This is a genomic window from Streptosporangium fragile, from assembly GCF_039534445.1.
Classification (GTDB): domain Bacteria; phylum Actinomycetota; class Actinomycetes; order Streptosporangiales; family Streptosporangiaceae; genus Streptosporangium; species Streptosporangium fragile.
In genome coordinates, this window is the sequence record NZ_BAAAVI010000007.1 from 103394 (window position 1) to 124776 (window position 21383).

Sequence of the window (21383 nt, forward strand, 5' to 3'; positions counted from 1 at the left end):
TTCACGGTGACCGCACCGCGCGACGCGGTGGCGGAATTCCTGACGGACATGGCGAAGCTGGGTCCATGCGTCCCCGGCCTCGAGAACATCGAGGAGATCGAACCGGACCGGTACCGGGGCACGCTGAAGCTGCACGTCGGGCCCATCAAGACCAGTTTCCAGGGAGAGGTCACGCTGGCCCGCGGCATGGCGCCCGGCCGGCTCAGCGCCTCGGGCCGGGGCCGGGACAGGGCCTCGGGCACCTCGGTCCAGGTGTCGTTCACTGCCGACCTGGTGGAGACCGCGGAGGGCTCGACCACCGTCACCACGGTGGCCGACGTCGTTCTCCGCGGGCGGATGGCGCAGCTCGGCAGCGGGGTGATCAAGGCGACGGCCGAGGAGGTCGTGCGCGACTTCACCAGGGAGGTGAACGCGAGGATCAGCGCGTCGGTCCCGTCGGCCGGGGCGGACGAAGGGCGTGACCCGCGCGCGGGCGATCCCACCGGCGCGCGGGACGGCGGCCCCACCCCCGAGGAAGGAACGCCGCGGAAACTCACCGCGCGCCTGCTCCTCGGTGTCGCGCTCCGGTCCCTGTGGCGCGCGCTCACCCGGCGCCTCCGGAGACCGGCATCGGCCGATCACGCCCGGGGCGCTCGATGATCGGGGAGTTCCACCGGCCGGGCGATCTCGCCGGAGCGCTTGAGGCACTCGCGGACGCGGGGGACGAAGGAAAGATCATCGCGGGGGGAACCGCGCTGGTGCTGATGATCGAGCAGGGGCTCGTCGCCCCGTCCGTGCTGATCAGCCTCGATCGCGTGCGGGATCCGATGTTCTCCGGCGTCGAGCTCGTGGGCCGCACGATCCGGATCGGCGGCGGCGAGACGCTCGCCGCGGTGGCGGCTCACCCCCTGGTCCGGCAGGCGTTGCCGGGCCTGGCCGAGGCGTGCCGGCGGGTCGGCAACGTACGCATCCGCAACCGTGCGACGCTGGCGGGAAACCTGGCCGAGTCCGACTACGCCTCGGACCCGCCCGCGGCGCTCGTGGCCCACCGGGCGACGTGCCGGGTCGTCTCACTCGACGGAGAGCGGAGCGTTCCCGTCGAGCGGCTCATCACGGGGTTCTACGAGAACGCCCTGCACGAGGGTGAGATCATCGCGGAGATCCTCGTGCCCGTCCCCGAGGCGGGGACCCGATCCACGTACGTCAAGTACATCAGCCGATCTTCGGAGGACCGCCCCTGCGTGGGTGTCGCGGCCAGCCTGCGGACGACGGGCGGCACGGTGGCCGACATCCGGGTGGTGGTCGGCGCCGTCGCCGGCACCCCGCAGATCTTCCCGGACGTCCTGGCGGCGGCGACCGCGCAGGCGGCCACCCCGTCGACGTGGAAGGCCGTGGCCGCCGGGTACGCGGAGCTCGTCGAGCCGCTGGACGATGCCCGCGGTTCCGCCTGGTATCGCACCCGCCTGATCGACGTCATGATCCGGCGGGCGCTCGCCGAAGCAGCAGAGAAGAGCAGCCGATGAATCAGTCCAACACCGCGCGAATGTCCGACGCCCGCGCGCGGGTCACCGGCCGGCTGCCGTTCGTGCTGAACGAACGGATACCGGGCATGCTGCACGCGGCCCTGGTCCGCAGCCCCGTCCCGCACGCGGAGATCAGGTCCGTCGACACCGAGGCCGCCACCGCCTCGCCCGGCGTCGTCGCCGTGCTGACCGCCGAGGACCTGGCCGCCGGCGGTGAGCCCCTGGTGTTCGGCGACGCGCGCCAGGACCAGCCGGTCCTCGCCCACGACCGGGTCCGCTACGTGGGCGACCCCGTCGCCGTCGTCCTGGCCGAGACGCGGCGGGCCGCGATCGAGGCGTGTTCCCTCGTCGACGTCGACTACGCCGACCTGCCGCACGTCGTCGATCCTCAGGAATCCGTTTCGGACCGCGCGCCGCTCCTCCATGCGGCGCACGGCACGAACGTCCTGGCCACGTGGACGCTGCGCCACGGCGACGCCGAGACCGCCATGGCGGGCGCCGACCGTTGTTACGAGGACACCTACGTGAGCCCGTCCGCCAGCCACGTGCCGATGGAACCGCATGTGGCGCTCGCCCGGTGGACCGGTGGCGACGTCGAGGTCGTGACCTCCACGCAGGCCCCCCACGTGGTGAAGGAAACCGTGGCCCGTGCCCTGCGACTGCCCGGAGAACGGGTGCGGGTCCGCTGCCGGAACGTCGGCGGGGCATACGGTGCCAAGGTGGTCACCACGATCGAGCCCGTCGTGGCGGCGGCGGCGAGGGCGGTCGGCCGCCCCGTGCGACTCGAACTGTCGCGGGCCGAGGAGTTCCACACCGTCTGCAAGCACGCGGCGCGGGTGCGCATCCGGACCGGCGTCCGCGCCGACGGGCGCATCGTCGCCCGTGTCGTGGACGTGCTCTGGAACGCGGGAGCCTACGCCACCAACAGCGCCGACGCCGCCGGTTACGGCATGGTCCGGGCACCGGGGCCGTACAACGTGCCCAACGTGTCGGTCACCTCGACGACCGCGTACACCAACACCGTTCCGTCGGGGCCCTTCCGCGGCGCCATGACCTCCCAGCTGTGCTGGGCGTACGAGTCCCAGCTCGACGACATCGCCGCCGACCTGGGGATCGATCCCGTCGAGATCCGCCGCGTCAACCTGCTGAGGGACGGGGACCGTTACCCGACGGGGGAGGTCATGAAGGACCTCCATTACGACGAGATTCTCGACGCGGTGACCTCCGGCCTGGCGGACCTGCCTCCCGCACCGCCCAGGAGACCGGGCCACGCCCGGGCGACCGGCGTCGCACTCGTGATCAAGAGTACGCAGACGCCCTCGCGCAGCGAGTGCGTCCTCCGTCTCGACGCCGACGGCGGCGCCGAGCTGCTGACCGGCAGCGTCGAGATCGGGCAGGGAGCCCACGCGACGATGCGCACGCTGGCCGCGCAGGCCCTGGGGCTGCCCGAGTGCCGTGTCTCCGTACGCCCGCCGGACACCGCCGTCGCGCCGTACGACTCGCTCACGGCCTCCAGCCGGACCACGTTCGCGATGGGGGCGGCGGTCGAGGACGCGGCCGCGCGGCTGCGGGAGAAGTTGCGAGGGCTCGCGGCCACCGCGTTGGGTACCGACCCCTCCCGTCTCCAGGACGCCCCCGGTGGCTTCTCCGGTCCCGACGCGAGCCGGGTCACCTACGAGGAGATCCTCCGTCGCAGCGGCCTCGACCACTGCGAGGGCCACGGGCGGTGGGCCTCGACGGGCGGCCTGAACTCCCTGGACGCCGACGGTCAGGGCAGCGCCAGCACGCACTGGCACCAGGGCGGGGTCGCGGTGGAGGTCGACGTCGAACGGGAAACGGGCAAGGTCCGCGTCCTCCGTGCCTATGGGGCGTCCTTCTCCGGCCGTACCGTCAGCCCGGTCAGGGTCAGCCAGCAGAACAACGGCGGCATGATCTTCGGCCTCGGTCCGGCGCTGTTCGAGGAACTCGTCTACGAGGACGGCCAGATCGTCAATCCGAACCTGTCCGACTACATGATCCCTTCGGTCCTCGACATGCCGATCCTCCTGGGCGATTCCGCGATCGAAAGCCCTCCGGGAGGTCCGCGGGAGCCGCACGGTGTGGGTGAGACGACCGTACCCCCGATGGCGCCGGCCATCGGCAACGCGATCAGGGCGGCATGCGGCATCCGCATCCGGGAGCTCCCCATGACCCCCGAACGCGTCCTTCGAACCCTTGACCAGGAGGCGGGGAGCCAGCCATGACCGACCCGGCGAAGACGGTGACCCTGCGCGTCAACGGTTCAGCCGAAACGTTCGACGTCGAGCCGTCCGAACCCCTGGTGCGGACGCTTCGCGAGCGCCTCGGCCTCCACAGTGTCCGGACCACATGCGGGATCGGCGTGTGCGGTTCGTGCACCGTCATCTTCGACGGAAAACCGGTGAGCGGCTGCCTCATGCTCACGGCCATGGCCGACGGCGGCACGATCGTCACCGCGGAGGGGCTGGACGGCACCGAGGCGGGCGCCGCCGTCCAGGAAGCCTTCATCGATCACCACGCCTTCCAGTGCTCCTTCTGCATCCCCGCGATGACGCTCGCGGCCCATGCCCTGCTGGAGGAACACCCGGAGGCGGACGACGACACCATCCGGGAGTACCTGAGCGGCAATCTCTGCCGCTGCGGCACCTACCCGCAGATTCTCGACGCGGTCGGTTCGCTGTGCGGAAGGGCGGGGGCCTGCGCCTCGGGCGAAGGAGGGTGCGCATGAGCCCCGCCGACCGCCTGCTCGATCTCGGCTACTCGGTCGGCGAACCACCGCGCCCCTCCGGGCCGACCCTTCCCGTCAGCGCCCATGACGGCCTGCTCTACGTGGCCGGTCAGATCCCGGTGCGCGACGGGAGGCTGATGGCCACCGGGATCGTCGGTGAAGACGTCGACCTCGGCCTGGCGCGCGGATGCGCTCGTCAGGCGGCCGCCAACGCGCTCGCGCATCTGCACGCCCACCTGGGAACCCTGGACGGTCTGCGGATGGTCCGCCTGACCGTTTACGTGGCGGCAGCCCGGGGTTTCGCCGAGCACAGCGAGGTCGCCAACGCGGCGTCCGAGCTCCTGGTGGACGTTCTCGGCGGGCACGGCCACCACAGCAGAACCGCCATCGGCGTTTCCAGCCTGCCGCGTCACAGCCCCGTCGAGGTCGAGGTCCTAGCCGCGAGGACGGAAGGCGCAGGACAGAGCGCACAGCACGGGCGTCACCGGCTGTGACCGGCCGGAGAGTCGCAACGCGACCGGTGACCGCTCGACGCACGGTGACCGTTCGACACGGGGCGTGCCGTCGAAGGCGGCACGCCTTCGACCATGCGGAGACGGCCGCCGCGGTTCGGGATCGGTGACCGCGGGCTGACCACTCGCTGCGAGGGCCCTCGGGCTCGTTGATCGGCGTTCGTCCGGGGCGAGGCCAGAGGCTCGCTCCTGCCGCGTGCTCCGGGCGATTCTCGCGCGGATTTACGATCGTGGAAAGGCGGTGGCCCGCGCCGGTGTCCTCCCGGTCAGCGGATGCCGACGTAGAAGCGGGTCTGGTCGCTGCGGTGGAGGGCGTAGTAGGCCTCGAAGCGGGTGTTGTCGTCCAGCCACGCGACCGATTCGATGCCGAGCAGCGGCGTCGAGGTGGTGACCTCCAGCAGCGCCGCGTCCTCGCGGTCGGGGAAGACGGCCTCGATCCACCGGTCGGCGGCGGCGGGCTCGATCCCGTAGCGCCGGCGCAGCACGTCGTACAGCGACTGGTTCTCCAGCACGGTGCGTTCCAGACCGGGTACCAGGCGCGCGGGGAGGGCGGTGTCGACGAGCAGCCACGGCTGCCCGTCGACGCGCCGGAGCCTGCGCAGCCGGACGACCTGCTCTCCCAGGGGGATCCGCAGCAGGGCCGCCTCCCGCTCGTCCGCCTCGCCGAGCGTCTGCCCGATGGTCTGGGTCGTCACGCGGCGGCCCGATTCCCGCAGGTCGTCGGCGGAGCCGGACATCGAGCCGATGAACCGCACCTCGGTCTTGCGCGGGGAGACGAAGGCGCCGCGTCCCTTGACCTTGTAGATGAGGCGCTGCTGGACGAGCTCGCGCAGTGCCTCCCTGACGACGGTGCGGGAGACGCTGAACATGTCGCTGAGTTCGGCCTCGGACGGCAGCGGCTGGTCCGGGCCGAGCTCGCCGTTCTCGATCCGCGCCCGTAACGCCCGCATCAGCTGCATCCACAGCGGTTCGGATCCGTCGCGGTCGAGGCGCGGATACGTCATGGTCACGGAAAACCCTCCTTGCGGCATCGTCCAGAAGAGCATGCCACGGCGGCAGACCCTGTCATGACAGGGTAGCTGGCCTGTAGTAACAGGTTGCCTAACTTGCCGTGGAGACTGTCTGATCCCTCCGTAGTTTGTCAAGGAAAGAAGTGACCCTTGACACGCCCGTAACGCCGATTTAGCGTACCTGTCACTACAGGCCTGTAATTACTGCGCCGCCCCGCCCTCTGTGAGCGATGAGTTCGCGGCCCCGACTCCCACCGCTCCGGCGGACCTGTTCTTTCTGGAGACCATGATGCGTACCCGTCCCACACCCCGGCCCTGGCGTGCGGCCTCCGCGGCCTCGCTGGCCGCCCTCGCGGTCCTGGCCGCGGGCTGCGGCTCCGGCGGTTCCCCCGACACCGCCCAGGCCGGCGCGAAGGAGGCGAGCGGCGAGAAGCCGTTCATCGCCCTGAGCAACGGCTTCATCGGCAACGGCTGGCGGCAGACGATGATCGCCAAGTTCGAGGCGGCCGCCAAGCAGGCCCAGGCCGACGGCCTGATCAGCAAGTACAAGGTCGTCAACGCGCCCGGCGACAACTCGGCGACGGAGCAGGTCGCCCAGATCAAGAGCCTCCTGCTCCAGAAGCCGGACGCCCTGCTCATCGACCCGGCCTCGCCCACCGCGCTCAAGCCGGTCATCCAGCAGGCGTGCTCCGCCGGCGTCACCGTCGTGGTCTTCGACTCCGCGATCGACTCCGAGTGCGCGTACGTGCTGCAGAACAGCTTCGTCGACTGGGCGACGTACGCCGCCAAGCCGCTGCTGGACGGCATCGGCGGCAAGGGCGACGTCATCGTCAGCCGCGGCGTCGTCGGCTCGCAGCCCGAGGCCGAGATGTTCGAGACCACCAAGAAGATCCTCGGCGAGTACCCCGGCGTGAAGACCGCCGCCACGGTGACGGGGATGTGCGACGGCGCCACCGCGCAGAAGGCCGTGCTGGGCGTGCTCTCCAGCGTGTCGAAGATCGACGGCGTGATCGGCTGCGGTGACGGCTACGGCGTCGCCCAGGCCTTCGCCACGGCGGGCAAGCCCGTCCCCGCGGTGACGTTCGAGACCAACGGCCGCGCGCTGAACTACTGGAAGGACAACAAGATCGACAACGGCTCCGTGGCCGTCATGTCCGACCCCGGGCAGTCGGTCGCCGCGCTGTGGGAGGCGCTCGACCTGCTGGAGAAGCGCGACATCCCCAAGCACATGACCTTCCCGATCGTCCTCATCGAGCAGAAGGACCGCGACGCGTGGGCCGGCGCGCTCAAGCCCGACGAGTACGCCGCCTGGCCCTGGACGCGCGAGCTGTTCCGCCAGCAGGTGAAGGCCGTGCAGACCGGCGGCGAGCCGGTGAAGCCGCCGATTCCGACGGCCGCCGGCTGATCCGGAGAAAGCACGGCTGATCGGGAGAACACACGTGGGAGACCTCGTCATGCACGTCGACAGATCCCCCGCGGAGCCGCTCGCGGCTCCGCGGGGAGCGGAAGCGGAACAGGGAGCACCGGACCGGCAGCCCGTCGTCCTCGCCAGGGGCGTGACCAAGACGTACGGGCGCACCCGGGCCCTGGCCGGTGTGGACCTGGAGGTCCGCGCCGGCGAGGTGCTCGGCCTCGTCGGTCACAACGGTGCCGGCAAGAGCACCCTGATGCGCGTCCTCGCCGGGCTCGAAGCCTGCGACGAGGGCACGGTCGCGGTCCGCGGGCGGGACGCCTCGGGCGAGGCCGGGCCGCGGGCCGCGGCCTTCCGCGGGGTGCGGATGGCCTACCAGGAGACCTCGCTCTGCCCGGACCTGACGGTCGCGGAGAACATCTGGGTGTCCTCGCGCCACTGCCTCCCGCGGCTGAGGTGGCGGCGGGCGGCCGGCGAGGCGGCGCGGCGCCGGCTCGACGAGATGTTCCCCGGTCACAAGGTGACGCCGCGCGACCGGATCGAGGACCTGTCGCTCGCCCAGCGCCAGATGGTGGAGATCGCCCGGGCCAGCCTGGTGGACCGGCTCGACCTGCTGATCCTCGACGAGCCCACCGAGTCCCTCGGACCGGACGCGGCGCGTTCGCTGTACGACTACGTCCGCGCCCTCACCGCCCGCGGCGTCGCCGTCCTGCTCATCTCGCACCGCATCCGCGAGGTCCTCTCGGTGGCCGACCGCGTCGCCGTGCTGCGCGACGGGGCCGTCATCGCCGAGCGTCCCGCGGCCGGGCTGGGCGAGCACGACGTGCTGACCCTGATGGGCGCCCAGGTGGCCGCCCGGACCGAGGACGAGCGGGTCAGGGCCGCCACGGCCGGTTCCGGGGACCGCCCGGTGACGGCCGAGCTGCGCGGGGCCACCGGCCCCGGGCTGCGCGACGTCTCCGTGCGGGTCGGCGCGGGCGAGGTCGTCGGCCTGGCCGGGCTGGCGGGCCAGGGCCAGCAGGAGGTGCTCGAACGCCTGTGGCACCCCGTCCGGCGCGACACCAGGGTGCACGGCACCCGGGCGTACGTGCCGGGCGACCGGCAGCGCTCCGGGGTCCTGCCGCTGTGGACCGTGGCGGAGAACCTCATCGTGACCGCGATGCGGGGCATCGCCCGCCGGGGTCTGCGCCGCCCCGCGGAGGAGGGCGCGGTCGTGCGGGACTGGGTCGAGCGCCTGGCGGTCAGGGGCGGCCCGGACGCCGCGATGACCGAGCTCAGCGGCGGCAACCAGCAGAAGGTCATCGTCGCCCGCGCGTTCGCCTCGGCGGCCGAGATCGTCCTGCTCGACGACCCCTTCCGGGGGGTCGACGTGCACACCAAGACCGACCTCTACCGCCTCATCCGCCAGGAGGCGGCGCGGGGCCGGAGCGTCGTCTGGTACTCGAGCGAGAACGCGGAGATGGTCCACTGCGACCGGGTGTACGTGCTGCGCGCCGGGCAGGTCGTCGCCGAGCTCACCGGTGAGGAGATCTCCGAGGAACGGATCATCGCCGTCTCGTTCGCCGAGGTCGGCGGGGTGACCGAGACCGGCGGGGCCGGTGCGGCCCGGAGCCGTGACGGCGGGGTGCCGAGCCATGGCTGAACTCCTCGCTCCGGCCCTGCCGACCCGGGCGCGGATGCGCCGGACGGCCCCGGCCGCGGTCAGCGCCGTCGCCCTGGTCGCCATGATCGCCGTCTGCGCGTCGCTGCAGTCGGACGTGCTGACCGTGGCCGGCCTCTCCCTGGTCCTCTCGGCGACCGTGCCCCTGGTCATCGCGGCCCAGGCCCAGATGACGCTGATGTCGGTCGGCGACATCGACCTCGGGATCGGCACCTTCGTCGGCCTGGTCACCGTGGTCGCGGCGACCAGCCTGGTGTCGTCCCCGGTCACCGGCGTCCTGATCCTGCTCGGGCTCGTCGCGGCCTACGCCGTGCTGGGCACCCTCGTCCACCTGCGCCGGGTGCCGTCGCTCATCGCCACGCTCGGCGCGTCGTTCGTCTGGCTGGGCCTGGGCCTGTTCATCCTGCCGACACCCGGCGGGACGACCCCGGAGTGGCTGGCGGCCTTCGGCACGTGGCAGCCCGCCGGGTTCCCGGCGCCGCTGCTGCCGATCCTCCTCGTCGCCGCGCTGGTCTACCTCCTCACCGCGCGCAGCGCCCTCGGCGTCCGGATGCGCGCCCTGGGCAGCAACCCGGTGGCGCTGGAACGGGCCGGCCTGCGCCCGCTGGCGGCCCGCGCCATCGCCTACGCCGCCGCGGGCGCGCTCGGCGTGCTGTCCGGCCTCGTCCTGGCCTCCCAGACCGGGGGCGGGGACGTGTCCTCGGCCTCCAGCTACACCCTTATGACGGTGGCCGCGGTGATCCTCGGCGGCGGCTCCTTCCAGGGCGGCGGCGCCGTGCCCTGGGGCGTGGCGATCGGCGGCGTGACCCTCGGCCTGGTCAGCGTGGTCCTCAGCCTGCTCGACGTGCCGACCACCATGCAGTCGGCCGTCCAAGGCCTGATCGTCCTGGCCGTGCTCGCCGGCCGCGTCGTGGTCGGGAAGGTGCTGCGATGAACAACCTCCGTGCGCTCGGTACGCGCCCGTGGATCTGGGGCTTCGCCGCCGCGGCGCTCGTCTGGCTGGCCATCCTGGCCATCTCCGGCCAGGGCGGCGGCCAGACGGTCTCCCTCGCGCTGTCCCTGGCGCCCTACCTGGTGATCGTGGGGCTCGGGCAGATGCTCGTCATCACCGCCGGCCCCGGCAACATCGACGTCTCCGTGGCGCCGATCATCTCCCTGGCCGGGTTCGTCTCCGTCGCGACGGCCGCGGCCACCGGCTCGGCGACCGCGGGGATCGTCGCGGGCATCGGCGTGGGCCTCGCCGTCGCGGTGGTCAGCACCGTGGCGATCCTGGGCCTGTCCGTCCCGCCGATCATCGCCACGCTGGCCGCGGGGCTCGTCGCCTCGTCGGTCACGCTGTCGCTGGCCGACGGCTTCGCCGCGGTGCCGGATCCCGGGCTCCGGCACCTGCTCAACCTGCGGCCGGCGGGCGTGCCGCTCCTCGCCGTGGCCGTCGCGGCCGTGACGGCGCTGGTCGTCGCGCTGCTGCGCCGTACGGTCTACGGGCGGTCGCTGATCGCGGTCGGGCAGAACCGCCGGGCCGCGGAGCGCGCCGGCGTCCCCGTCGCGCGGATCATCGCGACGACGTACCTGGCGAGCGGCGCGCTGGCCGGCCTGACCGGTTCGCTGCTGGCCGCCTACATCGCGCCCTCCGCGGACCTCGGGACCCGCTACCTGCTCGACTCGGTGGCCGTCGTCGTCATCGGCGGGACGCTCATCTCCGGCGGGCGGGCCGTGCCCGTCGGCGTCTGGGGAGCCGCGCTCTTCTTCATCCTGCTCGACGGCCTGGTCAACCTCGTGGGCTGGAGCACCGCGGCGCAGAACCTCCTCAAGGGCGGCCTCGTGCTCCTGGTCCTCTTCCTCGCCGGCGGGGGCGACCGCGCCACCGGCACCCCATCCCTCTTCAGACGGCGGCCGCGTCCGGCGGCCGCGACCCTCACAACCACAGGAGAAAACACCCATGGCTGACACCGACGGTCTGCTCGACGCCCGCGACTTCGGGGCGGCCGGGCCCGCGGCGGGCGGCTTCCACGTCAAGGGCGCCCACGCGCAGGACTGGGGCCTGCAGAACCGGCTCTCGCGCATCTTCCGCGCGGACACCGGCCGGACGGTCATGCTGGCGTTCGACCACGGATACTTCGTCGGGCCCATGGCCGGGCTGGAGCGCCTCGACGCCAACATCGCCCCGCTCGTGCCCGACGCCGACGCGATCATGATGACCCGGGGCGCGCTGCGCACGAGCATCCCCCCGCACAGCCAGGCCGGGATCGTCCTGCGCGCCAGCGGCGGCCCGAGCATCCTGCGCGAGCTGTCGGACGAGCACATCGCCCTGGACATCGAGGACGCGCTCCGGCTCAACGCCGCCGCCCTGGCCATCCAGGTGTTCATCGGCGGCGAGCACGAGTCGCGGTCGGTCGCCAACCTGGCCGCGCTCGTGGACGCCGGCCAGCGGCACGGCGTCGCCGTGCTCGGCGTCACCGCCGTCGGCAAGGACATGGTCCGCGACGCCCGGTACTTCCGGCTGGCCACGCGCATCAGCGCGGAGATGGGCGCGCACATCGTCAAGACGTACTACGTGGAGGAGGGCTTCGAGACCGTCACCGCGAGCTGCCCGGTGCCGATCATCGTCGCGGGCGGGAAGAAGCTGCCCGAGCTCGACGCCCTGACGATGGCCTACCGCTCGATCCAGGAGGGCGCCGCCGGCGTCGACATGGGCCGGAACATCTTCCAGAGCGAGCACCCCGCCGCCATGCTCGCGGCGGTCCGTGCGGTCGTGCACGGCGACGCGAAGCCCGAGGAGGCCTACGAGCTCTTCCGGGAGCGGTCGGCCGGTAACGCAGCATCCTGACCCCTGCCGAGGGCGCGCGGCCCGGCCGGGGTCGGCGCCCGCCATCTCCGGGAGCTCCCATGTCGCACCACCACGCCGGCCCCGAGGACGTCGACCTCGCGGTCATCGGAGCCGGCATCAACGGGCTCGCCATAGCCCGTGACGCCGCCGCCCGCGGGCTGCGCGTCGTCGTCGTCGACCGCGCCGACCTGGGGTCGGGCACGACGAGCACGTCGAGCCGGCTGATCCACGGCGGGCTGAAGTACCTCGAGCGCTACGACTTCAAACTCGTGAAGGAGTCCATCCGCGAGCGGCACCTCCTGTTCCGCAACGCCCCGCACCTCGTCCACGACTACCCGATGCTCATCCCCTTCTACGCGGGCAACAGCAGGCCCGGCCCGCTGATCCGCCTCGGCCTGGCGGCGTTCGACGTCATGGCGGTGGGCCGGCAGCAGGGGCGCAGCCGCGGCGTCCCCACCCGCGCGGTGGCCCGGCGGTGGCCGGCCCTGTCGACCCGCGGGCTGCGCGGGGCGGTGCTGTTCCACGACGCGCAGGTGCCGTGGGCCGAGCGGCTCTGCGTCGAGCTGTTCCTCGACGCCCGGCGGCTCGGCGCGCGGGTGCTCACCCACACCACGGTCACCGGGCTGCGCCTGGAGGGCGACCGCGTCACCGGGATAAGGATCGAGGACAACCGGTCCGGGGAGCGGGCGGAGATCCGGGCCGCCGTCACCGTGAACGCGGCAGGCCCGTGGATCGACCGGATCCTCGACGGGCAGGTGCCCAGCCGGCGTCTCAACGGCGGCACGAAGGGCAGCCACGTCGTCGTCGACCCGTTCCCGGGCGCGCCCGACACCTGCATCTTCTTCGAGGCCGCTGCCGACCGGCGGCCCATCTTCGTCTTCCCCTGGGCGGGCCGCTACGTGCTGGGCAGCACCGACCTGACCTACGACGGGGATCTGGACGAGGTCGTCGCCAGCGACGCCGAGATCGACTACCTGCTCGCCGAGACCAACCGGATCTTCCCGGGCGCCGGGCTCACCCCCGGCGACGTGCTGTACAGCGTGGCCGGCGTCCGGCCCCTGCCGTACACCACCGGGGTCTCGGACAACGCCAAGATCAGCCGCGGCCACACGGTCCACAGCCACGCCCCCGCCCACCGAGGGCTGCTCACGGTCGTCGGCGGGAAGCTGACGACCCACCGCGCCCTCGCCGAGGACGTCACCGACGAGGTGCTGCGGGTGCTCGGGCGCGGGCCCCGGCGCTGCCTCACCCGTTCCCGGGCGTTCCCGGGCGCCGACACCGCCGACTGGCGGGCCTTCGCCGGGGACTTCACACGCTCGTCGCCGCTCCCCGCGGCGCAGTCGCGCCGGCTGCTCGACCTCTACGGCGTGCGGGCGCGCAGGGTCCTCGACCTCGCCGCCGCGGATCCCGCGCTCGCCGAGGTCGTCCACGAGGAGTCCGGAGCGCTCGCCGCCGAGGTGGTCATGGCGATACGCGAGGAGGGGGCCGTGACGCTGGGTGACATCCTGCTCCGGCGTATGCTTGTCGGACTCGGCGCCGACATGGGCCTGAGCGCGGCGGCCGCCTGCGCCGACGTCGCGGTGCGCCACGCCGGCTGGGACGAGGAGCGGGCCCGCGCCGAGCTCGCCGGCTACGAGGTCGAGCTGCGGCGCTTCCGGCCGCGGGCCCTGACCACTTCAGCATCACGACGGAGCAGCGACAGGAGGGCCTCGTGACAGCCCCGCGCACGTGCTACATCGGCGTCGACGTCGGCCTCACGGCCTCGAAAGTCGCGGCCTTCGACACCGAGGGGCGGGAGCTCGGCGTCGTCCACGCCCGCACGCCCCGGACCAGCGTGACCGCGCACCACCACGACGTCGACATGACCGGGCTGGCCGACACGGTCGTCTCGCTGCTCGGCGAGCTCGCGGGAAAGCTGGCCGCCGACGGGTACGCGCCGGCCGGTATCGGTGTGGCGGCCCACGGCAACGGCCTGTACCCGGTCGACGCCTCCCTGCGGCCGGTCGGGCCCGCCATCGCGTCGTCGGACAGCCGGGCCCAGCGGATCGTGGACGCGATCCCGGCGGAACAGGCCCGGCGGCTGGCCCGGGAGACCGGATCCATCCCGTGGGCGGCCCAGCCCGCCGTGCTCCTGCGCTGGCTGCACGACACCCAGCCGAGGACCTACGAGGCCACCCGGTGGGCCCTGTCCTGCAAGGACTGGGTCACCTCGCAGCTCACCGGCGTCGCGAGCGCCGACTTCAGCGACGCCAGCGCCTTCGGCATGGTGGCGCTCGACACCCGCGCGTACAGCGCGACGGCGCTGGAACTGGTGGGGCTGCCGGCCACCGACCTCGACCGCTTCCCCCCGCTGCGGCAGTCCGGCGACGTGGTCGCCGGGTTGAGCGCCCGGATCGCGGCGGCCACCGGTCTCCCCGAAGGGCTGCCGGTGATCGCGGGGTGCATGGACTGTGTGGCGGCGACCCTGGGCGCCGGGGGCCGCGACCTCGGGGATGTGACGATCATCGTCGGGACCTGGGCCATCAACGGTGTCGTGGTGCCCGCGAGCACCCCGGCGCCGGGGGTCACGCTGAGCGCGCTGCTGCCCGACCCCGCCACGATGCTGGCCATGGAGGTCGCGCCGACCTCGGCCGCCAACCTCGAGTGGCTGGCGTCCGCGGGGGTGCCGCACGGCCAGACCGGCGGCGTCCCCGCCGCGGACCTGCTGAAGGAGGCGGCCACGGTGCCTCCGGGCGCGGGCGGCCTGCTGTTCCTGCCCTTCGTCAACGGCGCCCCCGAACACCCCGCGGCGTCGGGCACCTTCCTCGGCATCTCCGGCATGCACCGGCGCGGGCACCTCACCCGCGCGGTCATCGAGGGGGTCGCCCAGTACCACCGGGTCCAGCTCGACCGGGTCCTGGCCAGCGGGGCCGGCATCGGGGACCGTCCGTGGCGCCTGGCCGGCGGGGGCGCCCGGTCGGAGGTGTGGGCGCAGATCTTCGCCGACGTGCTGGGACGTCCGGTCCGCCGTCAGCTCACCACCGAGCTGGGCGCGCGCGGGGTCGCCTCGCTGCTGCCCGCCGCGCTCGGCCACGACGCCCGGCCCTGGTCGGTGAGCGACGGGGACGACCTGTGCGTGCGCCCCGGTCCCGACCGGGACGCCTACCTGCGGCACTCCGAGGTCTTCGACCGGTGCCTGGCCGGCATGTCGGCCGCCTGGTCGGAGGTCGAGCGGTACCGCACCGCCGACCCCGGGTGACCCGGGGTGACGTCGCGCGACCCCGGGTGATCTCGGGGGCGCCGGGCGCGACCGCGCCGGTCGTCCCGCCCGGCGCCGGACGCGCCCGGGGCGTCGTCCGGCTACGGTGCCGCCGAGAGCAGGTCGAGGGCCCGCAGCACGTCGGCGGCCGCGTGGTCGCGGAGGGGGGCGTAGTCCTCCTCCGGGTACTGGCGGGGGCCGTTCTCCACCAGGAGGATCAGGGAGAGGTACAGGCGGTACAGGGCCATCCGGGCGCGGGCGGAGGCGGTGAACTCCACGGTGCCGCCCGCCTCGCGGTACCCGGCCACGATCTCGTCGTCCTCCGTCAGCTCGCCGAAGATGGTCGGGGTGACGAAGTCGGCCAGCGGGTCGCCCCAGAACGCCCGCTCGTGGTCGATGATCGCCTGGATGCGCGGGCGCGCGTCGCGGGTCAGGAAGACGTTGCCGGGCCACACGTCGAAGTGGACCAGGCGGGGCGTCGTCACCTCGTCCAGGACGCCCGCGCTCGCCTCGACGACCGCGGCGATCTCCGCCGCCGGCCGGGGCAGCGCGATGACGTAGCGGCCCGCGTCGGCCAGGAGCGCCCCGAGCATCGCCAGGAAGGCGGCCCGCCAGGTGGCACCGGTCAGGCCCGCGTGCGGGTAGCCGTACACGTCGCCGGTGACCGCGTTGAGCCGGGCCAGGTGCCCGCCGAGCTCGCGGCGGAGCGCGCGCCCGTCGGCCTCGGCGGGCCGGACCTGGTTCCACGGCACCCCGTCGAGGGCCGACAGCACCAGGTAGTCGCCGCCCAGCACCGGGTCGTCGAACCCGGCCCGCAGCAGCTCGGGCACCGGCACCCCGGCGGGACCCACCAGCCCGTAGACCATGGCCTCGGTGCGCAGCAGGTCGCGCTCGTAGCGCAGCTGCTCCAGCTCCGGCGGCGGTGACAGCTTCAGCACCACCTCGCGCCCGTCGAGCAGCCGCAGCCGCCAGACCGCGTTGGCGAAGCCGTCCGTCAGCTCCGTGGCGGTCGCGACCCCGGCGCCCACGGCCCGCCGCGCCAGCGCGTCGAGCTCGCCGGGCGCGAGCGCGCGTTTCGTCCTGCTCTCCATCGCCTCACCTCGGGGTGTCGTCGCGGGGCCGCGCCGGCCGTACTAGACGGCGGAGATCGTCCAGGACGACTCGACCTTCTCGCCCGGCTGGAGCACGATCAGGCCGGTACCGGAGTTGAAGGCGTCCGGCGGGCAGGTCATCGGCTCCACGGCCAGCCCGGAGTGGGCCAGGGCCGAGCCGGTGCACACCTGGACCCAGGGCAGCGAGGCCGGGTCCCAGCGCACCTCGACCCCGCCGTCCGGGCCGGTCACCCGCACCCGGGCGAGCCCGTCCGCGCCGGGCAGCAGCCCGGTGAAGGCGTGGTCCACCGCGGTGGCGCCGATCGCGCGCGGGCTCGTGAAGTCGTACGGGGTGCCGGAGACGTCCTCCAGCGAACTCGGCAGCAGCCGGTCGTCGACGAGCAGGACCTTCGTCGCCGGCAGGTGCAGCTCGTAGTCCCCGACGTCGCCGGGGAGCAGCCACGGGTGCGGCCCGCAGCCGTAGGGGGCGGGCCGGTCGCCGACGTTCTCCGCGGTCAGTGTGGTGGTCAGCCCGTCGGGGGTCAGGGAGTACAGGACCTGAAGGTCCAGGGTGAACGGGTAGCCGGGGGAGGGCGCGATGGTGTGCGCCAGCCGCACGGAGCCGGGCTCGCCGTCGCCCGCGGCCTCCGGCCGCTCCGTCGCCCGCCACTCGACCTCGGCGACCAGCCCGTGCAGGGCGTTGCCCCGCTCGGGCTCGTTCACCGGCAGCCGGTGGGTCTCGCCCTCGAAGGTGTAGGCGGCGCCGGCGATCCGGTTGGGCCAGGGAGCGAGCAGGGTCCCGCTGTAGTACGGGATCGGCTCGTCCGCCGGCCAGCTGGTCACCAGGTCGCGCTCACCGTGACGGAGCACGCGCAGGGCCGCGGCCCGCTCGGTGATCTCGGCGTACATGGCGCCGTTGCGGAGGGTGAACTGGCGGGACACGGGCGTCCTTTCGGTGGGGGAGGCGGGGGAGTGGGGACGGCGCGGTCCGCCCGCGGCCGGAGCGGGGGCGCACCGGCCGGGGGCGGGCCGGTCAGGCGGAAGCCCGCTCGACCAGGTGGGTGTCCAGTATCACCACGGGCTGCTCCAGGTGTTCGCCGTTGATGCGGGCGACGAGGAGGTGGGCCATCTGGCGGCCCATCGCCTCGGTGGGCTGGTGCACCGTGGTGAGAGCGGGGGAGGAGTGCGCCCCGGCCGGCGAGTCGTCGAAGCCGATCACCGCGACGTCGTCCGGTATGGCCTTGCCCTCCTCACGCAGCACCCGCATCGCGCCCAGCGCCATGGGGTCGGAGGCGGTGAAGACGGCGTCCAGGTCGGGGTTGGCGGCCAGGAGCTTGCGCATGGCGACCATGCCGCTTCCCTCGCTGAAGTCGCCGTAGGCCACGATCTCGCCCAGGCCGGTCGCGAGCAGCGCGTCGCGGTAGCCCGCGAGCCGGTCGACGCCCACGCCCATGTCCTGCGGCCCGGCGATGGTGGCGATCCGCCGGCGCCCCTTGCCCAGCAGGTATTTGACGGCCTGGCGGGCCCCGGCCCGGTTGTCCACGTCGACGTAGCTGTAGGGGGTCAGGCCGATGGGGCGCCCGCCGATGACGGTCGGCACGCCCATGGCCTCCAGCCGCCCCGGCAGCGGGTCGGCGCCGTGCAGGGACATGAGCAGCACGCCGTCGACGTGCTGCCCCGTCAGGTAGTGCTCCAGCCGCTCGTGCTCCTGCGGCGACTGGGTCATCGCGAGGATCAGTTGCAGCCCGGTCTCGGACAGGGCCGAGCCGATGCCGCGGATGGTCCCGGCGAAGTAAGGTTCGTCGAAGACGCGCAGCTCCGACTCGGAGACGACCAGGGCGACGGTGTCGGTGCGCCGCGTGACCAGCGCACGGGCGGCGCGGTTGGGGACGTACCCCAGTTCCTGGATCGCGCTCAGCACGGCGTCGCGAGCCTTCTCGCTCACTTTCGGCGAGCCGTTGATGACCCGCGACACCGTGCCGCGGCCGACACCGGCCAGAGCCGCGACCGCCTCAAGTGTCGGACGACGGTCGCCGTTCATGTGTCCGCCCCCTCGATGAATTGCGCCGGCCCCTATTCTGCCGGACCGCCCAAACCTCCACGCCTGATGGTCCCGGCATACCAGAGAGCGCTCTCCTTGGGAACTCTGGCCTGGGTCTCGTAGTCGACGTGGACCAGGCCGAACCGCTTCCCGTACCCCCACGCCCACTCGAAGTTGTCCATCAGCGACCAGGCGAAATACCCTTCCAGCGGCACGCCCGCCTCGATCGCCGCGTGGCAGGTGCGCAGGTGGGCCTCGATGTAGTCCAGGCGGTCGCGGTCGTGCACGACACCGTCCGGGCCCACGACGTCGTCGAAGGCCGCGCCGTTCTCGGAGATGACCAGCGGGATCCGCGGGTACTCGGCGGCCAGCCGGTGCAGGATCTCCAGCAGCCCCGCGTCGTCGATCTCCCATCCCATCGCCGTCACGGGCCGCCCGCCCCCGACGAACGACACGTGCTCGCTGCCGACCCAGGGCGATCCGCTGTCGGTCGGCGCCGCGGCGGCCGAGGCCGCCCCGCCGGGGGTGCCCGAGACGGTGAAACGGCTGTAGTAGTTGATCAGCAGCATGTCCAGCGGTGCCGAGATGATCTCCAGGTCGCCGTCCTGCACGAATCCGGTGAACTGCCCGAGGTCCGCGAGGACGTCGGCCGGGTAGGCGCCCTTCAGCAGGGCGTCCAGGAAGAAGCGGTTCTGCAGGCCGTCGATGCGGCGGGCGGCGTCCAGGTCGGCCTCGGAGCCGGTCTGCGGCGAGATCGCGTAGAGGTTGACGCACCCGCCGATCCTGGTCTCGGCGCGCTGGGCCCGGATCGCCTGCGCGGCCAGGCCGTGCGCGAGCAGGAGGTGGTGCGCCGCGGACACGGCCTTGGCGGGGTCGCGCAGCCCGGGGGCGTGCTCGCCCGACGCGTAGCCGAGGAAGGCCGCGCACCAGGGCTCGTTGACCGTGCTGAAGTTGCGGACCCGGTCGCCCAGCGCCGCGTGCACGACCGCCGCGTAGTCGGCGAAGCGCTTCGACGTCTCGCGTGACGGCCAGCCGCCCGCGTCCTGCAACGCCTGGGGCAGGTCCCAGTGGTAGAGGGTCACCCACGGGTCGATACCGTGCGCGAGCAGTTCGTCGACCAGGCGGTCGTAGAAGTCCAGCCCCTTGGCGTTGATCGCGCCGCTGCCGTCGGGCTGGACCCGGGGCCAGGAGACGGAGAAGCGGTAGGCGCCGAGGCCCAGCTCGCTCATCAACCGCACGTCGTCGCGGTAGCGGTGGTAGTGGTCGATGGCCACGTCGGCGTTCTCGCCGTTGACCACCCGGCCGGGCTGCCGGACGAAGGTGTCCCAGATGGACACGCCGCGGCCGTCCTCTGCGACGGCGCCCTCGATCTGGTAGGCGGAGGTGGCCGCACCCCAGACGAAGCCCGTCGGGAATACCAGTTCCGGGGTTTGAATCTGCGTATCTTGCGTGGTCACGCCTTGACCGCACCTTCCATGAGTCCGCCGACGATCTGACGACCGAACGCGATGAAGACAATGAACAGGGGGAGGACCGAGGCGGCCGTGCCGGTGAAGAGCATGACGTAGTCGGTGCCGTGGGCCTGGTTGAGCGCCGCGATCGAGGTCTGCACCACCGGGTTCTCGGGGTTCAGCACGATCGACGGCCACATGAACTCGTTCCAGTTCTGCATGAAGGTGAGCAGGGCGAGAACCGCCATGCCCGGACGGACCGCGGGCAGGACGACGCTCACGTAGATACGCATGGTGGAGGCGCCGTCGACGCGGGCCGCCTCGACGAGCTCGTCCGGCACGGCCTGGGTGGTGTACTGGGTCATCATGAAGACCCCGAACCCGTTGACCAGGAAGGGCAGGATCACCGCCTGGATCTGGCCGGTCCAGCCGAGGGTCACCATCATCTCGTAGAGCGGGACGATGCCCATCTGCTGGAGCGGGACCATCATGGTCACCAGGATCAGGCCCAGCATGATCTTGCTTCCCCGGAACTTCAGCTTGGCGAAGGCGAAGCCGGCCAGGGTGGAGATGAGCACGACGGAGACGGTCACCGTGGTCGCCACGATGGCCGAGTTGATCAGGCCGGTGGCGAAGTACGCGTCATCGGCGGCCAGGAGCCGCTCGACGTTCTCGCCGAGGGTACCGCCGGGGAGCAGCGGCGGCGGGGTGTCGAGGGCCTCGTCGTTGGTCCGCGTGGCCATGATGAACATGTAGTAGATCGGGAAGGCCGACAGCACGAGCGCGAAGGCGAGGACCACCTTCGTCAGCGGGCCCGCGTCCCAGATGCGGTTCGGCGCGGCCGAGCGGGGCGCCGGGCGCGGCCGGGTCTGGATCGCCGTCACTTGTTACCCCCGATACGGCGGGTGAAGGAGTAGTTGATCAGGGTGCCGATGAGGATCAGCGCGAACAGCAGCCAGGCGGCGGCCGAGGCGTAACCCATGTCGAAGTCGCGGAACGCCTCCTTGACGATGAACATGGCCACCGTCTGGTACTGGCCGGTGGCGCCGCCGGCCATCGTCGGGTTGCCCTCGAACATGACCGGCTCGGCGAACAGGGTCAGGCCGCCGATGGTGGAGACGAACACGACGAAGATGAGCGTCGGGCGCAGCATCGGGACGGTGATCTGCCAGAACTGCCGCCGGGGCGAGGCGCCGTCGAGGGAGGCGGCCTCGTAGAGGTCCTTGGGGATCGTCTGCATGGCGGCCAGCAGGATGATCGCGTTGTAGCCGGTCCACCGCCAGTCGATCATCGTGGAGATGGCGATCCACGCGGTCCAGCTCTGGTTCTGCCATTCGATGGGCTCGACGCCGAAGATGCCGAGGAACCAGTTGACCATGCCGTAGTCGCGGCTGTAGAGCTGGGTGAAGACCACGGCGACCGCGACGACCGAGGTCACCAGCGGGAGCAGGACGCCGAGGCGGAAGAAGAGCCGGCCCCGGATGCGCTTGTTGAGGGCGTTGGCGAGCATCAGCGCCAGGACGAGCTGCGGGATCGTCGAGATGACGAAGATCCCGACCGTGTTGACCACCGCGTTCCAGAAGGCCCCGTCGGCGATCAGCTCGATGTAGTTGTCGAGCCCGAGGAAGGTCTTGTCTCCGGCGAGTTCCCAGTCGTGCAGGGACACCCAGAGGGTGTAGCCGAGCGGGAAGACGCCGAAGAGCGTGAACAGGACGAAGTACGGCGAGACGAGGAAGTAGGGCGTCGCCCGGAGGTCGAACCTGGCGAGTCCGTTGCCGCCGCGCCCGGAGGCCCGGTGGCCCGACACCCCGCGGGAGCCAGGTGGCCGCGGGGGAGCGGCGGTATCGACTTTGAGGGTCATGTCAGCCTTTCAGATCAAGGACAGGCGACGGGC

The 21383-nt window shown here is 72.6% G+C and carries 19 protein-coding genes; 12 read left to right on the plus strand and 7 right to left on the minus strand.

Annotated features, from left to right (window positions below; translation table 11 throughout):
• Positions 1 to 6 precede the first annotated feature (6 nt).
• From ABD841_RS06990 to ABD841_RS07010, 5 genes are read left to right on the plus strand one after another with little or no spacing between them, the layout of a single operon-like run.
• Entirely contained in the window at positions 7 to 639 is a 633-nt protein-coding gene (locus tag ABD841_RS06990; protein WP_344969013.1) for an SRPBCC family protein, read from the plus strand.
• A complete protein-coding gene (locus ABD841_RS06995) occupies positions 636 to 1502 on the plus strand; it encodes an FAD binding domain-containing protein (RefSeq protein WP_344969015.1) in 867 nt (288 codons plus the stop codon). The genes ABD841_RS06990 and ABD841_RS06995 overlap by 4 nt, the downstream gene beginning before the upstream one ends.
• Positions 1499 to 3745 carry a xanthine dehydrogenase family protein molybdopterin-binding subunit gene (locus ABD841_RS07000; RefSeq protein WP_344969016.1) on the plus strand — a complete coding sequence of 749 codons (2247 nt, stop codon included), beginning with the start codon at positions 1499 to 1501 and terminating at the stop codon, positions 3743 to 3745. The genes ABD841_RS06995 and ABD841_RS07000 overlap by 4 nt, the downstream gene beginning before the upstream one ends.
• Positions 3742 to 4248, plus strand: a complete 507-nt coding sequence (locus ABD841_RS07005) for a (2Fe-2S)-binding protein (RefSeq protein ID WP_344969018.1) — start codon at positions 3742 to 3744, stop codon at positions 4246 to 4248. The genes ABD841_RS07000 and ABD841_RS07005 overlap by 4 nt, the downstream gene beginning before the upstream one ends.
• On the plus strand, positions 4245 to 4742 hold the full coding sequence (locus ABD841_RS07010; protein WP_344969020.1) for a RidA family protein: 498 nt from the start codon (positions 4245 to 4247) through the stop codon (positions 4740 to 4742). Before ABD841_RS07005 ends, ABD841_RS07010 begins: the two co-directional genes overlap by 4 nt.
• 284 nt (positions 4743 to 5026) lie before the next feature.
• On the opposite strand, the gene ABD841_RS07015 is transcribed toward ABD841_RS07010, so the two are convergent.
• On the minus strand, positions 5027 to 5764 hold the full coding sequence (locus tag ABD841_RS07015; protein WP_344969117.1) for a GntR family transcriptional regulator: 738 nt from the start codon (positions 5762 to 5764) through the stop codon (positions 5027 to 5029).
• Between the two features lie 229 nt (positions 5765 to 5993).
• Here ABD841_RS07015 and ABD841_RS07020 point away from each other — a divergent pair, with 229 nt between their 5' ends.
• The 7 genes from ABD841_RS07020 to ABD841_RS07050 are packed head-to-tail and all read left to right on the plus strand — an operon-like array spanning position 5994 to position 14906.
• Positions 5994 to 7175, plus strand: a complete 1182-nt coding sequence (locus ABD841_RS07020) for an ABC transporter substrate-binding protein (protein ID WP_344969021.1) — start codon at positions 5994 to 5996, stop codon at positions 7173 to 7175.
• Positions 7176 to 7224: 49 nt separating this feature from the next.
• The gene (locus ABD841_RS07025) at positions 7225 to 8823 is read left to right on the plus strand and encodes a sugar ABC transporter ATP-binding protein (RefSeq protein ID WP_344969023.1); all 1599 of its coding nucleotides are present in this window, start codon (positions 7225 to 7227) and stop codon (positions 8821 to 8823) included.
• Complete coding sequence (locus tag ABD841_RS07030) at positions 8816 to 9775, plus strand: ABC transporter permease (protein WP_344969025.1); 960 nt, start codon at positions 8816 to 8818, stop codon at positions 9773 to 9775. Before ABD841_RS07025 ends, ABD841_RS07030 begins: the two co-directional genes overlap by 8 nt.
• A complete protein-coding gene (locus ABD841_RS07035) occupies positions 9772 to 10788 on the plus strand; it encodes an ABC transporter permease (protein WP_344969027.1) in 1017 nt (338 codons plus the stop codon). Before ABD841_RS07030 ends, ABD841_RS07035 begins: the two co-directional genes overlap by 4 nt.
• Complete coding sequence (gene lsrF / locus ABD841_RS07040; protein WP_344969029.1) at positions 10781 to 11668, plus strand: 3-hydroxy-5-phosphonooxypentane-2,4-dione thiolase; 888 nt, start codon at positions 10781 to 10783, stop codon at positions 11666 to 11668. Before ABD841_RS07035 ends, lsrF begins: the two co-directional genes overlap by 8 nt.
• Positions 11669 to 11727: 59 nt before the next feature.
• Entirely contained in the window at positions 11728 to 13383 is a 1656-nt protein-coding gene (locus ABD841_RS07045; protein WP_344969030.1) for a glycerol-3-phosphate dehydrogenase/oxidase, read from the plus strand.
• Positions 13380 to 14906, plus strand: coding sequence for an FGGY-family carbohydrate kinase (locus tag ABD841_RS07050; RefSeq protein WP_344969032.1), 1527 nt, complete (start codon positions 13380 to 13382; stop codon positions 14904 to 14906). Before ABD841_RS07045 ends, ABD841_RS07050 begins: the two co-directional genes overlap by 4 nt.
• A 101-nt stretch (positions 14907 to 15007) precedes the next feature.
• On the opposite strand, the gene ABD841_RS07055 is transcribed toward ABD841_RS07050, so the two are convergent.
• From ABD841_RS07055 to ABD841_RS07080, 6 genes are all read right to left on the minus strand, one after another.
• The gene (locus ABD841_RS07055; RefSeq protein ID WP_344969034.1) at positions 15008 to 15997 is read right to left on the minus strand and encodes a phosphotransferase family protein; all 990 of its coding nucleotides are present in this window, start codon (positions 15995 to 15997) and stop codon (positions 15008 to 15010) included.
• Between the two features lie 42 nt (positions 15998 to 16039).
• Positions 16040 to 16939 carry an aldose 1-epimerase family protein gene (locus ABD841_RS07060; RefSeq protein WP_344969036.1) on the minus strand — a complete coding sequence of 300 codons (900 nt, stop codon included), beginning with the start codon at positions 16937 to 16939 and terminating at the stop codon, positions 16040 to 16042.
• A 91-nt stretch (positions 16940 to 17030) separates the two neighbouring features.
• A complete protein-coding gene (locus ABD841_RS07065) occupies positions 17031 to 18038 on the minus strand; it encodes a LacI family DNA-binding transcriptional regulator (RefSeq protein WP_344969038.1) in 1008 nt (335 codons plus the stop codon).
• Positions 18039 to 18070: 32 nt separating this feature from the next.
• Positions 18071 to 19495 carry a GH1 family beta-glucosidase gene (locus ABD841_RS07070; RefSeq protein ID WP_344969040.1) on the minus strand — a complete coding sequence of 475 codons (1425 nt, stop codon included), beginning with the start codon at positions 19493 to 19495 and terminating at the stop codon, positions 18071 to 18073.
• A complete protein-coding gene (locus tag ABD841_RS07075; RefSeq protein WP_344969042.1) occupies positions 19492 to 20373 on the minus strand; it encodes a carbohydrate ABC transporter permease in 882 nt (293 codons plus the stop codon). The genes ABD841_RS07070 and ABD841_RS07075 overlap by 4 nt, the downstream gene beginning before the upstream one ends.
• A complete protein-coding gene (locus ABD841_RS07080) occupies positions 20370 to 21350 on the minus strand; it encodes a carbohydrate ABC transporter permease (protein ID WP_344969044.1) in 981 nt (326 codons plus the stop codon). The genes ABD841_RS07075 and ABD841_RS07080 overlap by 4 nt, the downstream gene beginning before the upstream one ends.
• Positions 21351 to 21383: the final 33 nt, after the last annotated feature.